This window comes from Nocardia sp. NPDC055002 (assembly GCF_053608825.1).
The window spans coordinates 616956-636244 of the sequence record NZ_JBSGWE010000003.1 but is presented as its reverse complement, the minus strand read 5'-3'; the positions used below and the strand labels follow the sequence as shown (position 1 = coordinate 636244).

At 69.6% G+C, this 19289-nt stretch carries 16 protein-coding genes; 7 read left to right on the top strand and 9 right to left on the bottom strand.

Annotation, left to right across the window (positions count from 1 at the left end; all coding sequences use genetic code 11):
* Nucleotides 1-77: 77 nt before the first annotated feature.
* Nucleotides 78-1715: a (2,3-dihydroxybenzoyl)adenylate synthase gene (locus tag ACWF99_RS15080; protein ID WP_452536337.1), complete on the bottom strand. Its 1638-nt coding sequence runs from the start codon at nucleotides 1713-1715 to the stop codon at nucleotides 78-80.
* 125 nt (nucleotides 1716-1840) lie between these two features.
* Between ACWF99_RS15080 and ACWF99_RS15075 the strand changes: the two genes are divergently transcribed.
* The 3 genes from ACWF99_RS15075 to ACWF99_RS15065 all read left to right on the top strand — a co-directional run bounded on the left by ACWF99_RS15075 (nucleotide 1841) and on the right by ACWF99_RS15065 (nucleotide 7120).
* Nucleotides 1841-5617, top strand: a complete 3777-nt coding sequence (locus ACWF99_RS15075) for a non-ribosomal peptide synthetase (RefSeq protein ID WP_452536335.1) — start codon at nucleotides 1841-1843, stop codon at nucleotides 5615-5617.
* Between the two features lie 82 nt (nucleotides 5618-5699).
* Nucleotides 5700-6563, top strand: coding sequence for an oxidoreductase (locus ACWF99_RS15070; protein ID WP_378657949.1), 864 nt, complete (start codon nucleotides 5700-5702; stop codon nucleotides 6561-6563).
* 86 nt (nucleotides 6564-6649) lie between these two features.
* On the top strand, nucleotides 6650-7120 hold the full coding sequence (locus ACWF99_RS15065) for a carboxymuconolactone decarboxylase family protein (RefSeq protein ID WP_378631916.1): 471 nt from the start codon (nucleotides 6650-6652) through the stop codon (nucleotides 7118-7120).
* Here the strand turns inward: ACWF99_RS15065 and ACWF99_RS15060 are convergent, their stop codons facing one another.
* Nucleotides 7121-7930, bottom strand: coding sequence for an NmrA family NAD(P)-binding protein (locus ACWF99_RS15060; protein ID WP_452536334.1), 810 nt, complete (start codon nucleotides 7928-7930; stop codon nucleotides 7121-7123).
* A 313-nt stretch (nucleotides 7931-8243) separates the two neighbouring features.
* Here ACWF99_RS15060 and ACWF99_RS15055 point away from each other — a divergent pair, with 313 nt between their 5' ends.
* Nucleotides 8244-9332 carry a 3-deoxy-7-phosphoheptulonate synthase gene (locus ACWF99_RS15055; protein ID WP_378631921.1) on the top strand — a complete coding sequence of 363 codons (1089 nt, stop codon included), beginning with the start codon at nucleotides 8244-8246 and terminating at the stop codon, nucleotides 9330-9332.
* A gap of 52 nt (nucleotides 9333-9384) precedes the next feature.
* On the opposite strand, the gene ACWF99_RS15050 is transcribed toward ACWF99_RS15055, so the two are convergent.
* Nucleotides 9385-10002, bottom strand: a complete 618-nt coding sequence (locus ACWF99_RS15050) for a LysE family translocator (protein WP_378631923.1) — start codon at nucleotides 10000-10002, stop codon at nucleotides 9385-9387.
* A gap of 61 nt (nucleotides 10003-10063) precedes the next feature.
* Between ACWF99_RS15050 and ACWF99_RS15045 the strand changes: the two genes are divergently transcribed.
* Nucleotides 10064-12724, top strand: coding sequence for an ATP-dependent RNA helicase (locus tag ACWF99_RS15045; protein WP_452536332.1), 2661 nt, complete (start codon nucleotides 10064-10066; stop codon nucleotides 12722-12724).
* A 152-nt stretch (nucleotides 12725-12876) separates the two neighbouring features.
* Here ACWF99_RS15045 and ACWF99_RS15040 read toward each other — a convergent pair whose 3' ends face one another.
* From ACWF99_RS15040 to ACWF99_RS15030, 3 genes are read right to left on the bottom strand one after another with little or no spacing between them, the layout of a single operon-like run.
* The gene (locus ACWF99_RS15040; protein WP_452536331.1) at nucleotides 12877-13407 is read right to left on the bottom strand and encodes a class I SAM-dependent methyltransferase; all 531 of its coding nucleotides are present in this window, start codon (nucleotides 13405-13407) and stop codon (nucleotides 12877-12879) included.
* Nucleotides 13397-13981 carry a GNAT family N-acetyltransferase gene (locus tag ACWF99_RS15035; protein WP_378631931.1) on the bottom strand — a complete coding sequence of 195 codons (585 nt, stop codon included), beginning with the start codon at nucleotides 13979-13981 and terminating at the stop codon, nucleotides 13397-13399. The genes ACWF99_RS15040 and ACWF99_RS15035 overlap by 11 nt, the downstream gene beginning before the upstream one ends.
* A 42-nt stretch (nucleotides 13982-14023) precedes the next feature.
* On the bottom strand, nucleotides 14024-14860 hold the full coding sequence (locus tag ACWF99_RS15030) for an SMP-30/gluconolactonase/LRE family protein (protein WP_452536329.1): 837 nt from the start codon (nucleotides 14858-14860) through the stop codon (nucleotides 14024-14026).
* A 117-nt stretch (nucleotides 14861-14977) separates the two neighbouring features.
* On the opposite strand from ACWF99_RS15030, the gene sigJ reads away from it, so the two are divergent.
* The gene (gene sigJ, locus ACWF99_RS15025; RefSeq protein ID WP_452536327.1) at nucleotides 14978-15877 is read left to right on the top strand and encodes an RNA polymerase sigma factor SigJ; all 900 of its coding nucleotides are present in this window, start codon (nucleotides 14978-14980) and stop codon (nucleotides 15875-15877) included.
* 97 nt (nucleotides 15878-15974) lie between these two features.
* On the opposite strand, the gene ACWF99_RS15020 is transcribed toward sigJ, so the two are convergent.
* Nucleotides 15975-16187, bottom strand: a complete 213-nt coding sequence (locus ACWF99_RS15020) for a hypothetical protein (RefSeq protein WP_452536325.1) — start codon at nucleotides 16185-16187, stop codon at nucleotides 15975-15977.
* Between the two features lie 173 nt (nucleotides 16188-16360).
* On the opposite strand from ACWF99_RS15020, the gene ACWF99_RS15015 reads away from it, so the two are divergent.
* Nucleotides 16361-17539: a pyridoxal phosphate-dependent aminotransferase gene (locus tag ACWF99_RS15015; protein ID WP_452536323.1), complete on the top strand. Its 1179-nt coding sequence runs from the start codon at nucleotides 16361-16363 to the stop codon at nucleotides 17537-17539.
* Between the two features lie 27 nt (nucleotides 17540-17566).
* Here the strand turns inward: ACWF99_RS15015 and ACWF99_RS15010 are convergent, their stop codons facing one another.
* Together ACWF99_RS15010 and ACWF99_RS15005 are read right to left on the bottom strand one after the other, a co-directional pair.
* Nucleotides 17567-18163, bottom strand: coding sequence for a trimeric intracellular cation channel family protein (locus tag ACWF99_RS15010; RefSeq protein WP_452536619.1), 597 nt, complete (start codon nucleotides 18161-18163; stop codon nucleotides 17567-17569).
* A 212-nt stretch (nucleotides 18164-18375) separates the two neighbouring features.
* Nucleotides 18376-19020: a LysE family translocator gene (locus ACWF99_RS15005; protein ID WP_378631941.1), complete on the bottom strand. Its 645-nt coding sequence runs from the start codon at nucleotides 19018-19020 to the stop codon at nucleotides 18376-18378.
* Nucleotides 19021-19289 lie beyond the last annotated feature (269 nt).

Genomic DNA, 19289 nt, shown 5'->3' with positions numbered 1-19289 from the left:
GCCGACGGAATCGATCATGGGTAACTTGCCGGGCGTACCCGGCGAGTTACCCATGTTCTTGCGAAATCAGTTGTCACTCAACTGTGCAGGGCTCGCAGCGCCTTCTTGTCGATCTTGCCGACCGCGGTGATCGGCAGCGCGTCCGCCTGCCGGACCAGGTCGGGGAGCTTGTAGGTGGCCAGGCCGCGTTCGGTGAGGAAGGTCTTGATCTCCCCGAGGGCGGGCAGTTCGCCGGTGACTACCAGGACCACGCAGGCCTTTTCGCCCAGCGAGGCGTCGGGCAGGCCCACCGCGGCGGCATGGCGGACGGCGGGGTGGGCGAGCAGGTGCTCCTCGAGTTCGTCGCAGGAGATGTTCTCGCCACCGCGGTTGATCACATCTTTGATCCGGCCGCTCACGACGAGGTGGCCGCTGGGCAGCTGGCGGACGAGGTCGCCGCTGCGGTAGAAGCCGTCGGGAGTGAAGGCGCGCGCGTTGTGTTCGGGCGCACGGTAGTACCCGCGCAGCGTGTAGGGGCCACGGGTGAGCAGTTCGCCCTCTTCGCCCTGGGCGACGTCGTTGCCGTCGGCGTCGACGACGCGCAGTTCGTCGGCGGGGGAGAGCGGGCGGCCCTGGGTGGTGTACACCAGTTCTTTGTCGTCGTCGAGACGGGTGTAGTTGAGCAGCCCCTCGGCCATCCCGAACACCTGCTGCAAGGTGCAGCCCAGCGCGGGCTCGACCTCGCGGGCGTTCACCTCGGCCAGCCGCGCGCCGCCCACCTGCAGCAAGCGCAGCGAGCTCAGTTCGGCGTCTTCCCAATCCACTGCCGCGCTCCACAATTGGGCCAGCGGCGGTACGACGCCGGTGACGCTCACCCGGTGCTTCTCGATCGCGGCGAAGGCGGCCTCGGGGCTCGGGTCGAGGGTGAAGGCGACGGCGCCGCCGGTCGCGACGGTGCCGAGGATGCCGGGGCAGGCCAGCGGAAAGTTGTGCGCCGCAGGCAGTGTCGTGAGGTAGACGTCGTCGGGGGTGAGCTCGCAGATCTGCGCGCTGGCGGTCGCGTTGTAGACGTAGTCGTCGTGGGTACGCGCGATCAGCTTCGGCAGGCCCGTGGTGCCGCCGGAGACCAGCATCACCGCGATATCGGACGGCTCGATCTCGGGCAGCGAATCACCGTCGCGAGCAACCGAATCCAGGGCGAGGAATCCGGATGTGGTGCCGTCCCCGGTGTTCGGATCTCCCGCTACCAGTACGTGGCGCAGGCTCGGCACCGCCTGCTGCACGGTGGTGGCCAGTTCGCGGTAGTCGAAGTCGCCGACGTGGTCGGGGATGAGGTAGGCGACCGCTTCGGACAGCGCGGCCAGGTGCTCGATCTCGGCGCGGCGGTGCGCGGGCAGGGTGAGGACGGGGATGATCCCCGCGCGCAGCACACCGAACAGGGCCGTCGCGAACTCGGGGATGTTCGGCAGCTGCACGATCACGCGGTCGCCGGGATTGATGCCGAGGGCCAGCAATCCGTGCGCCATCCGATCGGCGGCGGCATCGAGTTCGGCGTAGGTCTGCGCACCGGCGTCGCTGAGCACCGCGGGTCGCTGCGGCTGGGTCCGCGCGGTGTCGCGGAGGAGGTCGCCGAGCGTTCGCCCGGTCCAATAGCCCGCGGCCCGGTACTCGTGCGCGGCGGCCTCGGGAAATGGGACGTAGCCCTCGCGGTGGCCGGTTGCCGATGTCGACGTCACGTACTGCCTCACTCGAGTCTCGCTACACTTGCAAAGGTTAGGCAACCCTATCTCAATGGAGTAGGCTGCCGCCGGGCAGTACCGAATCCGTCCCGGCTGGGCGGCGAGCAAGGAGTGATCGGCAGATGGAGACAGCACCCGCAGGCGGCGCCGGGATCGACCGCGCCGAGATCCGTGCCGCGATCGCCCGCCATCTCGACATCACCCCCGAGGCCGTCGCCGAGGCCGACGACCTGATCCAGCTCGGCCTCGACTCCATCCGCACCATGAAGCTCGCGGGCGCCTGGCGCAAGCGCGGCATCGCCGTGAACTTCGCCCTCCTGGCCGCCCATCCCACGGTCGACGCCTGGCACGCCCTGCTCAACGGGGCGGACCCCGAGGACCTCGCGGCACGTGGCGGCGTCCCGGACGCCGTCGATCCGGCCGCCGGGGAATCCGCCCACGCGGTCGACACGTCCGCGAGCGAACCCCTGATCGTTCCCGACGACGGCACGCCGTTCGCGCTCGCGCCCATGCAGCACGCGTACTGGATCGGGCGCTCCGACGCGCAGGAACTCGGCGGTGTCGCGGCACATCTCTACGTCGAATTCGACGGTGCCGATGTGTATCCCGAGCGGCTCGAGCAGGCGGTCGAGCAACTGCTGTCTCGCCATCCCATGCTGCGCACCAGGTTCCTGCCCGACGGCACCCAGCAGACTCTCGACCGGCCCGGCCGCGCGGTGTTCGGCGTGACCGACCTGCGCGAAGCCTCCGCCGACGAAGCCGAGCGGCGGCTGGCGCAGTTGCGCAGCGCGCGGACGCATCAGCGGATGGCGGTGGAAGACGGCCAGGTGATCGATATCGCGCTCACCCGCCTCGCCGACGGCCGCACCCGCCTGCACCTCGATGTCGACATGCTCGCCGCCGACGCGATGAGCTACCGCATCCTCATCACCGACCTCGCCCGGCTCTACCACGGCGAACAGCTTCCGCCGCAGGACTACACCTTCCGTCAGTACCTGGCCGAGCACCGGCAGCCCGACGCGGCCGCCGGCCCCGGGCAGGGCGCGAGCGCCCTCGCCGACGAGCGGGCCCGTGACCGTGCCTGGTGGCAGGATCGCCTGAGCGAGCTGCCGGGTGCGCCGGAACTGCCACTGGCCCAGCACATCTCGGAACCCAACCGGACGATCCGCCTGCACCGCTGGCTCTCCCCACAGGCCAAAGCGCAGGTCTTCGACGCCGCCCACGCCCGCGGCATCACTCCGGCGATGGCCCTGGCCTCGGTGTTCGCCGAAACCATCGGCGGCTGGTCGGCCCAGCGCCGCTTCCTGCTGAATCTGCCGCTGTTCCACCGTGAACCGGTGCACCCGCAGGTCGACGGTGTCGTCGGCGACTTCACCTCCTCGGTCCTGCTGGAAGTCGATGTCACCGCGCCCGCCACCGTCGCCGACCGTGCCCGCGCCCTGCAGCAACGCCTGCACGAGGCAGGCGCGCACTCCGCGTACTCGGGCCTGGAGGTCCTGCGCGACCTCGGCCGTCACCGCGGCGAACCGGTCCTGGCTCCCATCGTCTACACCAGCGCCCTCAACCTCGGCGAACTCTTCCCCGACACCGTCACCGACACCTTCGGCGACCCCGTCTGGATCATCTCCCAGGGCCCACAGGTCCTCCTCGACGCCCAGATCACCGAGGTCCGCGGCGGTCTGCTGCTGAACTGGGACATTCGCGAATCCGCCTTCCCCGCCGGCGTCGTCGACGCCATGTTCGCCCGCTACATCGAAGCGATCGAACGTCTCGGCGGCCAGCCTGCCGAACTCGCCGGGGCGTCGGCCGATTCATCGGAGTCCGGCGGGGCGCAGCCGACAGCAGTCGAGCCCACTGGGACCGAGGAGACCTCGCCGGTGGTGCCCGCTGACGCTGCCGGGGCGGCGGCCGGGCGCACTCGATTCGCGGGGGGAGCGGGGTGGCAGGCTGAGGCCGGTGTGCGAATTCCGGTGGAGCAGGCCGCTACTCGGGCGCGCGTGAACGCCACCGCGGGGCCGGTGAGCGGCGGGCTGCTGCACACCGGGTTCTTCGCGAACGCCGCCACGAATCCGTCCGCGCCCGCCGTGCTGTGGGAGCCGACCGGGCAGCTGACCTATGGCGAGCTGGCCGCCGACGCGCTGGCGGTGGCCGGTGCGTTGCGGGAAGCCGGTGTGACTCCTGGTGATTCGGTCGCGGTACAGCTTCCGAAGGGTCCCGACCAGGTCGTCGCGGTGCTCGGTGTGCTCGCGGCGGGTGCGGTGTACGTGCCGATCGGGTTCGATCAGCCTGCCGCTCGTCGCGCCGAAATCCTCAGCACCGCAGACGCTGTCGCCGTGCTCACGGTCGGCGGTGCGCGGATTCCCGACGCGCGCGCGATCGACCTCGCCGAGGCACGCACGCACGCGGAACCGTTGGCGCGCCCCGTCTTCGGCGATCCGGAGAACATCGCCTATGTGCTGTTCACCTCCGGCTCCACCGGCAAGCCCAAGGGTGTCGAGGTGCCGCATCGCGCCGCGATGAACACGATCGACGACCTCAACGAGCGCTTCGGCCTCGGGTCGGCCGACCGGGCGCTCGCCCTCTCGGCGCTCGAATTCGACCTCTCCGTCTACGACATCTTCGGTCTGCTCGCCGCGGGTGGCGCGGTGGTCACCGTCGACGACGCGCAGCGCACCGACCCGGCCGTCTGGGTCGAACTCGTTCGCCGCCACCAGGTTTCGCTGCTCAACTGTGTACCGAGCCTGCTCGACATGCTGCTCACCGCCGCCCCGGCGTCGCAGCCCGACCCGCGCATCGGGTCCACTACCGCCACGCCGGCCGAGCCCCTCACCTCACTACGCACGGTGATCCTCGGCGGTGACTGGGTTGACGTCGCCCTCCCCGCACGTCTGGCCGCAGTGGCCCCGAACAGCCGTTTCGCCGGTCTCGGCGGCGCCACCGAAACCGCGATCCACTCCACCATCTGCGAGGTCGTCGACGCGCGGGTCCCCGTCGAATGGACCGCCGTCCCCTACGGCACCCCGTTGCGCAACGTGCAGTGCCGCGTCGTCGGCCCGGCGGGCAACGACTGCCCCGACTGGGTCAGCGGCGAGCTGTGGATCGGTGGGGACGGTGTGGCCACCGGTTATCGCGGCGACCCGGAACGCACCGCCGACCGTTTCGTCACCCACGAGGGTCTGCGCTGGTACCGCACCGGCGACCTGGCCCGCTACCTGCCCGACGGCGGTCTCGAGTTCCTCGGCCGCGCCGATCACCAGGTCAAGATCCGGGGCTACCGGGTGGAGCTGGGTGAGGTGGAGAGCGCACTGCGCGCCGTGCCCGATGTTCGCCACGCGGTCGCCGCGGTGGTCGGAACGGCCGCCCCGAAACTCGTCGCGCTGGTGGTGCCGACCCCGGGCACCGTCCTCGACGTCGACACGGTGCTCGCCGCGACCGCCGAGCTGGTGCCGGTCTACATGGTGCCGACCCGGCTCGAACTGCTGGCCGAGCTGCCGCTCACCTCGAACGCCAAGCCGGATCGCAAGGCCATCCGCGCGGTCCTCGACAAGGGCGAGGGCAGCGAGGAGTTCGTCGCGCCGCGCACCGATCTCGAACGCGCGCTCGCCGCGGTCGTCGCCGAGGTACTGGTCACCGAGCAGCTCGGTGTCACCGACGATTTCTTCGCCCTCGGTGGCGATTCGGTGCTCGCCACCACCGCGGTGGCCCGCATCCGCGAATGGCTCGATGCCCCCGAGACCATCGTCGCGGACCTGTTCACCGCCCGCACCATCGAAGGTCTCGCGGCACGGATGTTGCGGCGGGAAGCGGAATCCGGTGACAGCGGCAGGCTGGACACGGTCGCCACGATGTACCTGGAGGTCGCCGCGATGACCGACGACGAGATCCTCGCGCAGTCCTGATGACGGCACGCGACGCTGGGGCGAACCCCGCACCGGCACTTGCCGATTCGCGCATTTCCCCAGCGTCGCTAGACTTTCGCCAGTGAGCAAGTGGACTACCGCGAACCTGCCGGACCAGACCGGCCGCACGATCATCGTCACCGGTGCCAACAGCGGTCTCGGCGCCGCCACCGCGCGGGCGCTGTCCGAGGCGGGTGCGCGCGTGATCCTGGCCTGTCGCGACACCGCCAAGGCCGAGCGGGTGGCGGCGGGGTTGCGCGGTGCGACCGAAGTCCGTGAACTCGACCTGGCGAACCTGAACTCGGTGCGCGCCTTCGCCGATTCGATCGAGCGCGTGGACGTGCTGATCAACAACGCCGGTGTCATGGCTCTGCCGTTGCGGCGTACCGCCGACGGTTTCGAAATGCAGTTCGGCACCAACCATCTCGGCCACTTCGCGCTCACCAACCTGTTGCTGGATCGCCTCACCGATCGTGTGGTGACGGTGTCGAGCGTCGCGCACCGGATCGGCAGGATCGATCTGGCCGATCCCAACTGGGAGCAGCGCCGATACGACCGCTGGCTCGCGTACGGCCAGTCCAAGCTGGCCAATCTGATGTTCGCCTTCGAGCTCCAGCGCCGCCTCGCGGGTGAGGGCGCCGCGGTGATCTCGGTGGCCGCCCATCCCGGCTACGCCGCGACCGAACTCATGTCGCACACCGAGTCCATCCAGGACGCGATCATGTGGCTGGGTAACCGCACGCTCGCTCCCACGGCGGCCGAGGGTGCGCTGCCCACGCTGTTCGCCGCCACCGCCGACGTAGTGCCCGGCGCGTTCTACGGCCCCGACGGCTTCCTCGGGCTACGCGGCAACCCTGCCCCCGCGGGCAGTGCGCGCTCGGCGAAGGATCGCAAGGTCGCCACCGAATTGTGGGAGCTCTCCGAGAAGCTCTGCGGCCTGATCTGATTCGGTGATCGGCGTCACACGCGCCGATGTCACACCGCGCGCGGCTGCCTCGTCGTCTCTGTGAACCCCACGACGAAGGAGTCATCATGGAAGCGCGCTTCAACCTCTACGGCAACGCCATCGCCGCGAGCTTCAGCAAGCGAATGGTCATGGCGGGCAAGGTCATCGACGATTCACCGCTGCCCAAGGCCACCTACGAACTGGTGAAGATCCGGGCTTCGCAGATCAACGGCTGCAGTTACTGCGTGGACATGCACACCAAGGACGCCGCCCACGCGGGCGAGACCGCGGTGCGGATCAACCTGGTCGCCGCCTGGCGGGAGGCCAACGTCTTCACCGAGGCGGAGCGGGCCGCCCTCGCCCTCACCGAGGAAGCGACCCGCACCGCCGACGGCGGTCACGTCAGCGACGACACCTTCGACCAGGTCCGCAAGCACTACGACGACGACCAGATCGCGGGTCTGATCGCCGCCATCGCGATGATCAACGCCTGGAACCGGCTCAACGCGATCGCCCACACCCCCGCCGGTGACTACGTCCCCGGTCAGTGGAGCTGATCAACCGAATCGGTGCCCGTGCTCGGCCGCCCACTGCGCGAAGGTGCGCGCGGGTCGGCCGAGCACCTGTTCCACTGTCGGGTCGACCGTGTACGACTCGGGACTCGACTCGGCGTACCAGCCGATCACGTAGTCGGCGTCGGCCTGTGAGACACCCGTCGCCATCAGCCGCTCGACCGCCTGCTGGTGGCTGATCGTGGTGAAGCCGATCTCGCGGCCCGCGGCCTTCGACAGGATCGCCAACCGTTCGTGCGGGGTGAGCGCCTGTGGGCCGGTGAGGTTGTACGCGCGGCCCGCGTGCCCGTCTTCCAGCAGTGCGACGGCGGCCACCGCGCCGATATCGGCCTCGTGCACCAGCGCGCTCGGATGGGCGTACGGCTCACGCACCACGCCGTCGGTGCGGATCGGATCGAGCCAGGTCAGCGTGTTCGACATGAATTCCTGTGGCTCGAGCCGCGTCCACTCCACGCCGGACTCCGCGATCGCCCGCTCGACCGGGCCGACCCCGCCACCCCAGACGACGGTGATGCGGCGTACGCCGGCGTCGATCGCCTTGCCGATCAGCTCGGTCCCCACGTCGGCGAGACCGTTGGTCACCGTCACATGCAACCGGTCGACGCCGTGCCACGCATCGTCGAGCGTCGACGGCACGGTGTGCGTCCCGGTGAACAGTTCCACCCCCGGGCCGAGCAGCACGCGTGCGGCGTCGGCGTCGCGGGTCACTGCCCTGACCTTCTCGCCCCGGCTGACGAGTTCCCGTACCACCTGGCGGCCGGTGTTGCCGGTCGCGCCCGTAACAAGTGTTGTCACAGTCGTTTTCCTTTCCTCGACCACCGACGCTAGAAGCTCGAGCAAGGTAGAGGTCAAGGACTTCGCGCCGGTTCGGCGGAGGGGCGCGATGTGACGGTCCACACTTCGGGCAACCATGGCTCACCTTTCGGCGTTTTACCGGTGGTACAGTCCACGGCATGCAGCGCGCATATTTCTGGTTTAGCTATCCGGCCCTGGGTGGGCCGGTCTGCGACCCTGCGCGCTGACTTCCTCCACCTCGAGCCGGATAACGCCCGGCTCGACGGTAGCGATTTCCGTGGGTCGGCCTCTTAACGCAAAGGACCCACATCTCATGACCACCGCAGCCGATGTCGACTCGCGGCATTCCGATCTCGACGACCAGCGCACCCTCAGCGTGAGCCCTCTGCGCTCGCCCGCCGAGGTCCGCATGGTCCACCAGATCACCGACGCCCTCGCCGACACCGTCCGTTCGGGCCGCAAGGCCACCGTCGACGTGCTCAACGGCGACGACGACCGCCTCATGGTGATCGTCGGCCCGTGCTCGGTGCACGACCCCGCCGCCGCGCTGGAATACGCCCGCAAGCTGGCCGAGAAGGCCGCCGAGCTGAGCGACCGGCTGCACATCGTGATGCGGGTGTACTTCGAGAAGCCGCGCACCACGCTGGGCTGGAAGGGTCTGATCAACGATCCCCACCTGGACGGCTCGTTCGACGTGAACACCGGCCTCGGCATCGGCCGCAAGGTGCTCGTCGACATCACCGCCCTCGGCCTGCCGGTCGCGTGTGAGTTCCTCGACCCGATCACCCCGCAGTACATCGCCGACCTGGTCTCCTACGGCGCGATCGGTGCCCGCACCGCCGCCAGCCAGGTACACCGGCAGCTGTCCTCGGCGCTGTCCATGCCGGTCGGCATCAAGAACGGCACCGACGGTGACGTGCAGGTCGCGGTCGACGGTGTGCGCGCCGCTGCCGCCAGCCACGTCTTCCCCGGCACCGACCTCGACGGCCGCTCCGCGCTGATCCGCACCTCGGGCAACCCCGACTGCCACGTCATCCTGCGCGGTGGCAGCAACGGCACCAACTTCGACGCCGCCTCCTGCGCCGAGGCCAAGCTGCGCCTGGAGAAGTCGTCGCTGGCTCAGCGCCTGGTCGTCGACGCCAGCCACGGCAACAGCAACAAGGACCACAACAAGCAGGTCGACGTCGTCACCGACATCGCCGACCGGATCGCCGCGGGCGAGCAGGGCGTGGTCGGCGTGATGCTGGAGTCGTTCCTCGTCGCGGGTCGCCAGGACCTGACTCTCGGCAAGGCAGGCGACCTGACCTACGGCCAGTCCATCACCGACGCGTGCATCGACTGGAACACCACCGCTACCCAGCTCGACCGTCTGGCCGACGCGGTGGCCACCCGCCGCGGGTAATACCGTCGATCGACAGTGCGGGCCTCGGATTCCGGGGCCCGCACTGCTGTGTCTACTGGTTCTGTACCGCGAGGCGTCCCGCGAGGGCGACGAAGGAGACACCGAACACCCGCCGCATCCACCGGACCACCACCGGTCGCGACAGCACGTAGGTGCGCATCGCGGCCGCGACTGCCCCGTAGCCCGCGAACACCACGAACGTGGCCAGCATGAACAGTCCGCTGAGCTCGAGCATGCGGCCCAGCGCGTTCGGTGCGCCGGTCGGCACGAACTGCGGCAGGAACGCGAAGAAGAAGATCGTCAGCTTCGGGTTCAGGATATTGAGCAACACCGCCGAGGTGACGACCTGCCGCGCCGAGGGCTCCACCGCGGTGCGCTCCTCCGGAATCGCCAGTGCGCCCTTGTCCCGCAACGTATTCCACGCCATGTACAGCAGATACGCGACACCCAGGTACTTCAATGTCTGGAACGCGACCGCGCTGGTGTTCAGCAGCGCGGCCAGCCCCGTGACCGCCGCGATCATGTGCGGAACGATCCCCAACGTGCACCCGAAGGCAGCGATCACGCTCGCCCTTGTCCCTCGGGAAAGCCCCGCCGCCAGGGTGAACAGAACGCCGGTACCGGGCGTGGCGACGATGACAAGCGTGGTCAACGCGAACTCGATGCTCATCTCCCGCAGGGTAACCAGCGATCGCGGATCGGGAAATACCTTTCCGGCAGACTGGTCGGTGATGAAGCTTCCCGAACTTCCTGACCTTCCGGTGCGGCCGGCGCTGGACCGGATCACCGCGACGCTGGCCGAGCGCGGTGTCGCGGTGCTGGTCGCGCCGCCCGGCACCGGCAAGACCACGTTGGTGCCGTTGGCGCTGGCAGCCGGGTCGGCGGGGCGGATCGTGGTGGCCGAGCCGCGGCGGTTGGCGGCGCGAGCGGCGGCGGCGCGAATGGCGGCATTGCTGGGGGAGCGGGTGGGAGAGACCGTGGGGTACGCGGTCCGCGGGGACCGGAAGATCGGCGCGCGGACGCGGATCGAAGTGGTGACCTCGGGGTTGTTGGTGCGTCGGTTGCAGAGTGATCCGGAAATGGCGGGGGTCGGCACGGTGGTGCTCGACGAATGTCACGAGCGGCATCTGGACGCCGATCTGCTGTTGGCGCTGCTGCTCGACGCGCGGTCGGGGTTGCGACCGGATCTGCGGGTGCTGGCAACGTCGGCGACAGTGGCCGCGGATCGTCTGGCACAGCTGCTCGGCACCGGGGAGACCGGGCCCGGAGATTGGCGTGCCCCGGTTCTGGAAGTACACGGGCGGACCTATCCGGTCGAGGTCGATTACCTGCCCGCCCTGCCCCGCGAGCGGATCGAAGCGCAGGTCGCGCGGGCTACCCGCACGGCGCTGGCCACTGTCGACGGTGATGTGCTCGTCTTCCTGCCCGGTGTCGGCGAGATCAACCGCACGGCAGGACTGTTGCGCGAGCTCGACGGGGTCGACGTAGTCCCGCTGCACGGCAGACTCGCGGGCGCGGCCCAGGACCTCGCGCTCCGGCCGGGATCGCGGCGGCGAGTCGTCTTGTCCACCGCCGTAGCCGAATCCAGCCTCACTGTTCCCGGCGTACGCGCTGTGGTCGACTCGGGCCTGTCCCGTGTCTCCCGTGTCGATCACAGGCGCGGGCTTTCCGGCCTTGCGACAGTGCGTGTTTCGGCAGCCGTGGCCGAGCAGCGCACGGGCCGGGCGGGCCGCGAAGCACCCGGCCACGCGTGGCGTTGCTGGCCCGAATACGAACACCAAACCCTGCCCGCCTATCCCGAACCCGAGATCCGGACCGCCGAACTCACCCGTCTCGCACTGGAATTGGCCTGCTGGGGCACCCCCGACGGCACCGGCCTCGCCTGGTGGGACGCACCGCCCGAAGGTGGCCTCGCGGCCGCCCGCACCGTCCTGCGCGCCCTCGGCGCCCTCGACGATGCCGACCACATCACCCCGCGCGGCAAGGCCATGGCCGACCTCGGCCTCCACCCCCGCCTCGCCCGCGCGCTCCTCGACGGCGCCACCCGCGTCGGTGCGAAAGTCGCCGCGGAAATGGTCGTCCTGATGGACGACGACTCCCTCGCCGACACCGCCGACGCGGCGGCAGCCTTGCGTACCCTCCGCATCGAACGCCCACCCCGCTGGACCCGCGAAGTCCAGCGCCTGACACGACTCATCACGAACACGTCATCGGGCGACGAGCCCGGCCAACCGGTTGCCGGCGGCACACCGGCTGACGTCTCGCGGGGGGCGGGTCGGCGCGCGGGGTCGAGCTCCGGCGGGCCGCGGGTCGATGTCTCGTCAGGTGGGTCGAACTCGGGCTCGGTGGCCGGTCGGCCGGGTGATGGTGTCGTCGGTGATGTCAGGAACGACAGTGGTGGCTCCGGAACGGATGTCGCGGCGCTGTTGATCGCGCTGGCGCAGCCGGAGCGGCTGGCTCGACGGCGGGCGAGCGGGTCGTCCACCTTTCTCATGGCGGGTGGTACCGCGGTGACGCTGCCGCCGGGGTCGGGGCTGGCGGCGGCGGAGTGGCTCGCGGTGGCGGTCGCCGATCGTGACCCCGGTCGGGCCGAGGGGCGAATTCGGTTGGCGGCCGTCGCCGATGAAGATCTCGCTCGGGAAGCCGCGCCGGGGTTGGTGGTCGTGGCCGATGAGGTGCGGTGGGACGGCGGTGATGTGGTGGCCCGGCGGGTGGAGCGATTGGGCGCGATCATCCTGTCGGAGAAGCCGATACATCAGCCACCGAAGGCACTGGTGGAACAGGCTGTGCGGCAAGGGCTTCAGGTGGAAGGCCTGGGCCTGCTGCGCTGGAGCGATGACGCGCGGAGCCTGCGTCACCGTCTCGGCTTCCTGCACCGCACCCTCGGCGCGCCATGGCCCGCCGTCGACGACGACGCACTCCTCGCCGACCTCGACACCTGGCTCGGCCCCGAACTGTCCACCGCCCGCCGCCGTGCCGACCTCGCCCGCGTCGACGCGGGCACCGCGCTGCGCCGCCTGCTCCCGTGGCCCGCCGCCGCACGCCTGGACGAACTGGCCCCCGAACGCCTGGAAGTCCCCTCCGGCAGCCGCGTCCGCCTCGACTACTCCGCCGATCAGCCGATCCTTGCGGTCAAGGTCCAGGAGATCTTCGGCTGGACCGACCCGCCCACCCTCGCCGACGGCCGAGCCCCCATCCTGCTGCACCTGCTGTCCCCAGCTCAGCGCCCCGTCGCCGTCACCGCCGACCTGGCCTCCTTCTGGAAGAACGGCTGGCCCCAGGTCCGCGCCGACCTACGCGGCCGCTACCCCAAACACGCCTGGCCCGAAGACCCCACCACGATCTCCGCGCACCGGGGAACGGCCCGCCGAGCCACCAACCGCCCGACCTGACCGTTCACCGCAGGGTTTCGCCGAGGCCGCCACTGCCGCCGGACGCGAGCCACGCGAGAGGGCTGCTTCGCCGCTGGGCGATCGATCACCACGCATTGGCGCAAGCATTGCCCGGGTGGGGTTTCCGCGAATGGTGCTGTTGATCTTGATCGTCAAGAGAGCGGCGTGGCTCGGGCGGCCAGGAGGGTGTCGGTGGTGACCGTTGTGCACTGGTAGCCGGCGGCGGCGAGGCGTTCGGTGAGTTTCGCGGTGGGTGGGGTGGGGCTGTCGGTGGTGCCGTAGCCGTAGCAGAGCCAGATGCGGCCGCTGGGGGCGAGGCATTCGCGGATCGTCGACCAGGCGGCGGTGGCGGGGCCGGTCCAGAACAGGTTGACGTTGACGGCGAAGATCAGATCGAATCGCCGGCCGGGGTCGAGCTGGTCCAGTAGCCGGTCTGCCCTGACCTTTCCGATCTCACCGTCGACCAGGCGGACGCGTCCGTCGGCGATCTCCGTGGCGCAGCGGCGCCCGGCCTGCGCGAGCGCGGTCGCCGAACGGTCGACGCCGACGATCCGCCCGCTTCCCAGCCGGGCCGCGATTCGCGTCAGCGAGGCGCCGGAACCCGGCCCCAACTCGAGCACATGCTCGCCCGCCCGCACGCCCATGGTGTCGGCGAACCAGTCGAACCGCGCGTCATCGGCCATCGGCACCGACCTCGGTCGGCCACCCGCCGACCGGCACGGCGGGGTCGGTGGGCAGGCGCGCCGCGACCCATTCGTCGACCCGCGCTCCGCGCTGCACCCCGCCCGATCGAGCCACGCCCTCGTAGTGGAAGCCGTTGCGGCGGACGGCGGCGGCCGAGGCGATGTTGCCCACGATCGCGCGCCACATGATCCGGTCGAGAGCGAGACCGTCGGCGGCGAAACCGAAGTCGCAGACCAGGTTGATCGTCCGCGACATCAGCCCGCGCCCACGGTGCGCCGGGGTGAGCCAGAAGCCGATCTCGCAGGCGCCGGGCCCGCGCGTATGCAGGCCGACCATGCCCTCGACCCGGCCGTCCTCGGCGGTGCGGATCGCCCAGACCGGCGCGTTGTCCGCCCAGCCGGGGGCCACGACCCGGTCGAGGAATTCCTCGGTATCGGAGCGGTGGTACGGGACGGGGACCGTGGTCCAGCGCTGCACATCAGGGTCCTGACAGCACTCGACGATGCGGTCGATATCGGCCCCGGTCGGGCGGGTGAGCCAGACGGTTCCGTCGGTGAGCGTGTGCTCGTACATCCGGCCATCCTGACAGTCGACGCCGAAATTCTCGCCGGATTTTCACGGCCTGCCCGCACCGGGCGCGGGCGCGGGAAAGACGACGACCTGTCCGGTGGGGCCGGTCGCTTCGGCATCACCCCAGCTCTGCCCGACGACGTACAACCGAGGATCCACGTCCCGGCTCAGCGTGCACGAGAACGCACCACGGTCGAGCCGGACCCGCGCCGACACCTCGCCACCTTCCCGAACCCGCACGCAGTGCTGGTTGCCCACATCCGCGTACCAGATCTGCCCCTCGGTATCGAGGCAGATCCCGTCGGGGTGGTCACCCGGAGTCGCCGCCCACACCCGGCGATCGCTCAGCCCACCGTCGGCCGCGATGGCGTAAGCGGTGAGCTGATTCGCGTACGACTCGGCCACGATCAGCGTCGCGCCGTCCGGGGTGATCGCCATGCCGTTGGGAAAGGCGAGCCCGTCGGCGACCCGCCGCACCTCACCGGCAGGCGTGACGCGCGCGATGAAGCCGGGCACGAACTCCCCGCCGGGGAAGTCGAAGCCGATGTTGTCGACGTAGGCGTTGCCCCGATCGTCGATGACGATGTCGTTCCACGGCTTGTCCGACACCGGTGAGAGATCGGCGTAGGCCACCAGCGATCCGCCGGGGTCGCGGCGCAGAAGTCTGCGGGCCGCGGAGTCGACGATCACCAATCGCCCGTCGGGGAGAAAATCGATGCACATCGGAAACGACGGGATCTGGGCGACGACCTCGGGTCGGCGATTCTCGTCGAGGACGATCACCTGGTTCGCGCCCCAGTCCGAGAACCACAGTCGACCGTCGTGCCAGCGCGGTGACTCGCCGAACACGATTCCCTCCAGCACAACCTCGGGTGTAGTCACGCAGCGCCGTCCTTCGCGTAGGCAGTAGTAGTTGTACAGACGAGATGACGTGTGCGAAATCACCGGTGCCGACCCGTGGGGCGGAGCGCGAGTGGGTACTCCGTAGGATCTGACCCGATGGTTTCCCCGTTTCTCGCCGACCTGTTCGAATCGCATCGAACGCACTTGCTTTCGGTCGCCTACCGGCTCACCGGAAGCGTCGGCGACGCCGAGGACGCGGTGCAGGAGAGCTGGCTGCGGATGGCGGGGGTGCACCAGTCCGAGATCGACGATCTGCGTGCCTGGCTGACGACCGTGGTCAGCCGAATCTGCCTCGACCACTTGCGAAGCGCCGCCGTGCGCCGCGAAACCTATGTGGGGCAGTGGCTTCCGGAACCGATCGTCTCGGCGGCCTCGTCTTCGCGCACACCCGATCCCCTGGACGTGGTGGTGCGCGATCAGGACAGCCGGATGGCGGCGATGGTGGTGCTCGACGCGTTGACGCCGCAGCAGCGGGTGGCGCTGGTGCTCCACGAGGGATTGGGTGTGCCCTTCGGCGAGATCGCCGAGGTCCTCGGCGTCTCCGCCGATGCCGCAAGACAATTGGCGGTCCGCGCGCGCCGGGCGGTGGCCAAGGCGCCGGAACCGGTCGCCGACGACGTGCACGATCGGGCGGTGCAGCGGTTCCTCGCCGCACTGGCCACCGGTGATGTCGCCGCGGTAGCCGCGACGCTGCATCCGGACACGACATTCACCGCCGACGCGGGCGGCACCACCAAGACCGCACTGAATATTGTTGCCGGACAGGAGAAGGTCGCCCGATTGGCGCTCGACCTCTGGCGCAAGCATCAGGAAGAACCCGGCCTGGAATTGGGCGCGGCCACGGTGAACGGGCAATCAGGGCTGGTGCTCACCGATCCCAACTCCCCGTTCGGGCGACCGGTGCGGGTGCTCGCCTTCTCGGTTCGAGACGGAAAGATCTGGGCGGCTTACGATTTCGCCAACGTGACGAAACTTTCCGGCGCCCGCCTCCGCTGACCCCGCAGCACCGTCGAGGCGTGCGAGGTCAGCGGTTCACTTCACAGCGCTGAGCTGATCGGCGTAGCGATGCGGACCAGCGTGCATCGCGGACTTTCTACGGGTAAGTGGAGCCCCAGTTGTGATCGCCGGTCGACGACCCGAGGTCGAAGTCCCCCGTCGAGGAACCCATGTTGTTGTCCGGCGTCGCCGAACCGGTGAACCAGTCGACGATCGGACTGGCGACGTGATCGTGGATGAATCGCAGGGCCGAACCGGCTACCTCCGACGCAGCCGGTTGCAGGATGAAGTCGAGCAGAGGTGAGGCCATGTGAGCCCCTTTCGATATACCACCACGCAGTGGTGTGTGAGGTAGAACACGGCGAGGCTAGCTGAGGTTGGGGAAACGCACAATAGCGCAGGTCAAAGCAGGAAAACGTTTGTGAAACATGCGTGTTCGCTATCGCTGGGCAACGTCGGCGAATAGTGGGATACGCTGCGGAGATGCCGCCTGTGCCGCCCACCGTCGCCCGCCTGCGCCCCTTCGGATCGACCATCTTCGCCGAGATGACCGAACTGGCCGTCCGCCACGACGCGGTGAATCTGGGCCAGGGCTTTCCCGATACCGACGGACCCGCGCGCATGCTCGAGGTGGCCCGCGCGGCCATCGCCGACGGGCTCAACCAGTACCCGCCCGGCCGCGGGATGCCGGTGCTGCGTCGAGCGATCGCCGATGACCGCGCCCGCCGCTACGGCACCGCCTACGACCCGGCCACCGAAATTCTGGTGACCGTCGGCGCGACCGAGGCGATCAGCGCCGCCGTACTCGGTCTGGTGGAGCCCGACCAGGAAGTGGTGCTGATCGAGCCGTATTACGACTCCTACGCCGCCGCGATCGCCCTCGCCGGGGCGCGGCGACGAACGGCTCGCCTGGTGCCCGACGGCGACCGGTTCGTGCTCGACCTGGACAGTTTGCGTGCCGCGATCACACCGAAAACCCGCATGCTGATGGTCAATTCGCCGCACAATCCCACCGGAGCCGTACTCGACCGCGCCGACCTCACCGCGATCGCCGAGCTGGCTGTCGAACATGATCTGCTCGTGCTGACCGACGAGGTGTACGAGCATCTCGTCTACGACGGCGCCGAGCACATCAGCATCTCCACGCTGCCCGGGATGCGTGAGCGCACTGTCGTGGTGTCCAGCGCGGCGAAGACGTTCAATGTCACCGGGTGGAAGATCGGGTGGGCCTGTGCGCCCGCGCCGCTGCTCGACGGTGTGCTCGCGGCCAAGCAGTTCCTCACGTTTGTCGGCGGCGGGCCGTTCCAGCCTGCTGTCGCCCAGGCGATCGATGAGGAACTGGACTGGGTGCATGCCCAGCGGGACGGTCTGGCGGACAAGCGAACACGGCTCTCGGCGGCGTTGCGCGACACCGGTTTCACGGTCTCGGCCAGCGATGGCGGCTACTTCGTCTGCGCCGACATCCGGCCGCTCGGCGCGCAGGACGGGCTGACGTTCTGCCGTGAACTACCGGCGCGACTCGGCGTTGCCGCGGTACCGGTCAGCGTCTTCGCCGATCACCCCGCTGACTGGAAACACCTGGTGCGCTTCACCTTCAGCAAGCGCGACGAGACGATCGACGAAGGGGTACGGCGGCTTCGGGCCGGAATGATGGTGCGCTGACAGCTGGCGCTGGGGCGCCGGTGCCGGTCAGCCGCGGGCGTGGCGGGCCAGCGGCGCGTGCCACTGGTAATGGCGGGCGAGCAGGCGAAAACCCACCGCGCCCGCGGCGGCGAGAAGTCCCGTCCAGGCCTGGTACAGGTCGAACGAGAGCAGTGCGGCGGTCGCGGCCGCGCCGAACAGGGCCGGGATCGCGTAGAGGTCCTGGTCCGGGCGCAGGACGGTGGGCACCTCGCCACTGAGCACATCGCGGATGACGCCGCCACCGATGGCGGTCGTCATGCCGAGCAGGGCGGCCGTGGGTGCGCCGAGCCCGGCCGAGTCGGCGATCACGGTCCCGGTGACGCAGAACAGTCCGAGCCCGATCGCGTCGGCGATTTCGAGCGGTCCCTTGGTGAGCCGGCGCGAAGGCGCGATGAAGTACAGGACCAGTGCGGTGACTATCGACGCGGACAGGTAGGTCAGGTCGGTGAACGCGGCCGGGGGAGTTCGCCCGATCAGCAGGTCACGCACGATGCCGCCGCCGAGCGCGGTCGCACACGCCAGCACCACCATCCCGAACAGATCGAGCCGCTTGCGCACCGCGACCAGCGCACCCGACGCGGCGAAGGAGATGACCCCCATCATCTCGCCGCCCCGATGCACCGCGTTCACGGCCGAGTCCAGCTCGCTGACCGAAGGCCCGGCCAACGCCGCCACCAGCACACCAACGCTCACTGCGCAATCCTTCCGCCTCGCTACTCCGAAGCAGCGTGACACGCAGGCGCGCGGCGACGGCGACCGGCCCACACGCTGGTGGCGATCCGATTCCGCGGGCGACCGCGACGGCGGCACGTTTCTCAGGCGGGGGTGGGGCGGGCCTTGTCGGTGGCGAGCAGGACGGCGATGGTGCCGAGAGCGGTGCCCATGAGGTAGCGCTGGGTGCGCAGCCACAGGGGGCGGGCGGTGAGGAAGGTGGCCAGGCCCGCGGCGCCGAGGACGATCATGGCGTTGACGGTGAGCGCGACCGTGATCTGGATGGCGCCCAGCGACAGGCTCTGCAACCAGAGGGCGCCGCGAGCGGGGTCGACGAACTGGGGGATCAACGCCATGTACATGATCGCGATCTTCGGATTGAGCAGGTTGGTGGCCAACCCCATCGTGAACAGGCGCCGCGCGGGGTCGTGCGGCAGGTCGGCGGGCGCGAACACCGACACCCCACCCGGCCGGATCGCCTGCCAGGCCAGCCACAGCAGATACGCCGCACCCGCCAGCTTCACCGTCAGATACAACCCGGGAACAACAGCGAACACCGCCGTGATCCCCGCCGCGGCCGCCATCAGGTACACACCGAAGCCCGCGGCGACCCCCATCAGCGAGATCATCCCCGCCCGGCGGCCCTGCGCGACGGTGCGCGAGACCAGATACATCATGTTCGGTCCCGGCGTCAGCACCATGCCGAGCGCCGCCGCCGCGACCCCGAGAACCGCCGTTGTCTGAAGCATGCACCGAGTTTGCCCCGGTCAGGAACGCCTTGTCGCGGTCCAGTCGACACCTGCTGGACCGGCCGACCATCGCTGTCGCTGTTTGTCCGCCCAGGTCATGTCGGTCCTGGTCCGTACAATCGACAAAAGCCACGTTTCCTCACCCGGGATCCGGGGTTCCCGCACGAGTGAAACGCCGCACCCGACGAGCCCACCTACGGACTCCCAACTCGCCCACCACGTTTTCGGCCGCCCCGGATCCGCGGGGGCGAGACGTAACGGCGAAGCCG

Excerpts from the sequence above, each read along its gene's own strand:
- ACWF99_RS15040 (WP_452536331.1), bottom strand. The coding sequence starts at position 13,407 with ATGGCCGATGACGCGCGGTTCGACTGGTTCGCCGACACCATGGGCGTG.
- ACWF99_RS15005 (WP_378631941.1), bottom strand. The coding sequence starts at position 19,020 with ATGCTTCAGACAACGGCGGTTCTCGGGGTCGCGGCGGCGGCGCTCGGC.
- ACWF99_RS15020 (WP_452536325.1), bottom strand. The coding sequence starts at position 16,187 with ATGGCCTCACCTCTGCTCGACTTCATCCTGCAACCGGCTGCGTCGGAG.
- ACWF99_RS15010 (WP_452536619.1), bottom strand. The coding sequence starts at position 18,163 with ATGATGGGGGTCATCTCCTTCGCCGCGTCGGGTGCGCTGGTCGCGGTG.
- ACWF99_RS15075 (WP_452536335.1), top strand. The coding sequence starts at position 1,841 with ATGGAGACAGCACCCGCAGGCGGCGCCGGGATCGACCGCGCCGAGATC.
- ACWF99_RS15065 (WP_378631916.1), top strand. The coding sequence starts at position 6,650 with ATGGAAGCGCGCTTCAACCTCTACGGCAACGCCATCGCCGCGAGCTTC.
- ACWF99_RS15045 (WP_452536332.1), top strand. The coding sequence starts at position 10,064 with ATGAAGCTTCCCGAACTTCCTGACCTTCCGGTGCGGCCGGCGCTGGAC.
- ACWF99_RS15055 (WP_378631921.1), top strand. The coding sequence starts at position 8,244 with ATGACCACCGCAGCCGATGTCGACTCGCGGCATTCCGATCTCGACGAC.
- sigJ (WP_452536327.1), top strand. The coding sequence starts at position 14,978 with ATGGTTTCCCCGTTTCTCGCCGACCTGTTCGAATCGCATCGAACGCAC.
- ACWF99_RS15015 (WP_452536323.1), top strand. The coding sequence starts at position 16,361 with ATGCCGCCTGTGCCGCCCACCGTCGCCCGCCTGCGCCCCTTCGGATCG.
- ACWF99_RS15035 (WP_378631931.1), bottom strand. The coding sequence starts at position 13,981 with ATGTACGAGCACACGCTCACCGACGGAACCGTCTGGCTCACCCGCCCG.
- ACWF99_RS15050 (WP_378631923.1), bottom strand. The coding sequence starts at position 10,002 with ATGAGCATCGAGTTCGCGTTGACCACGCTTGTCATCGTCGCCACGCCC.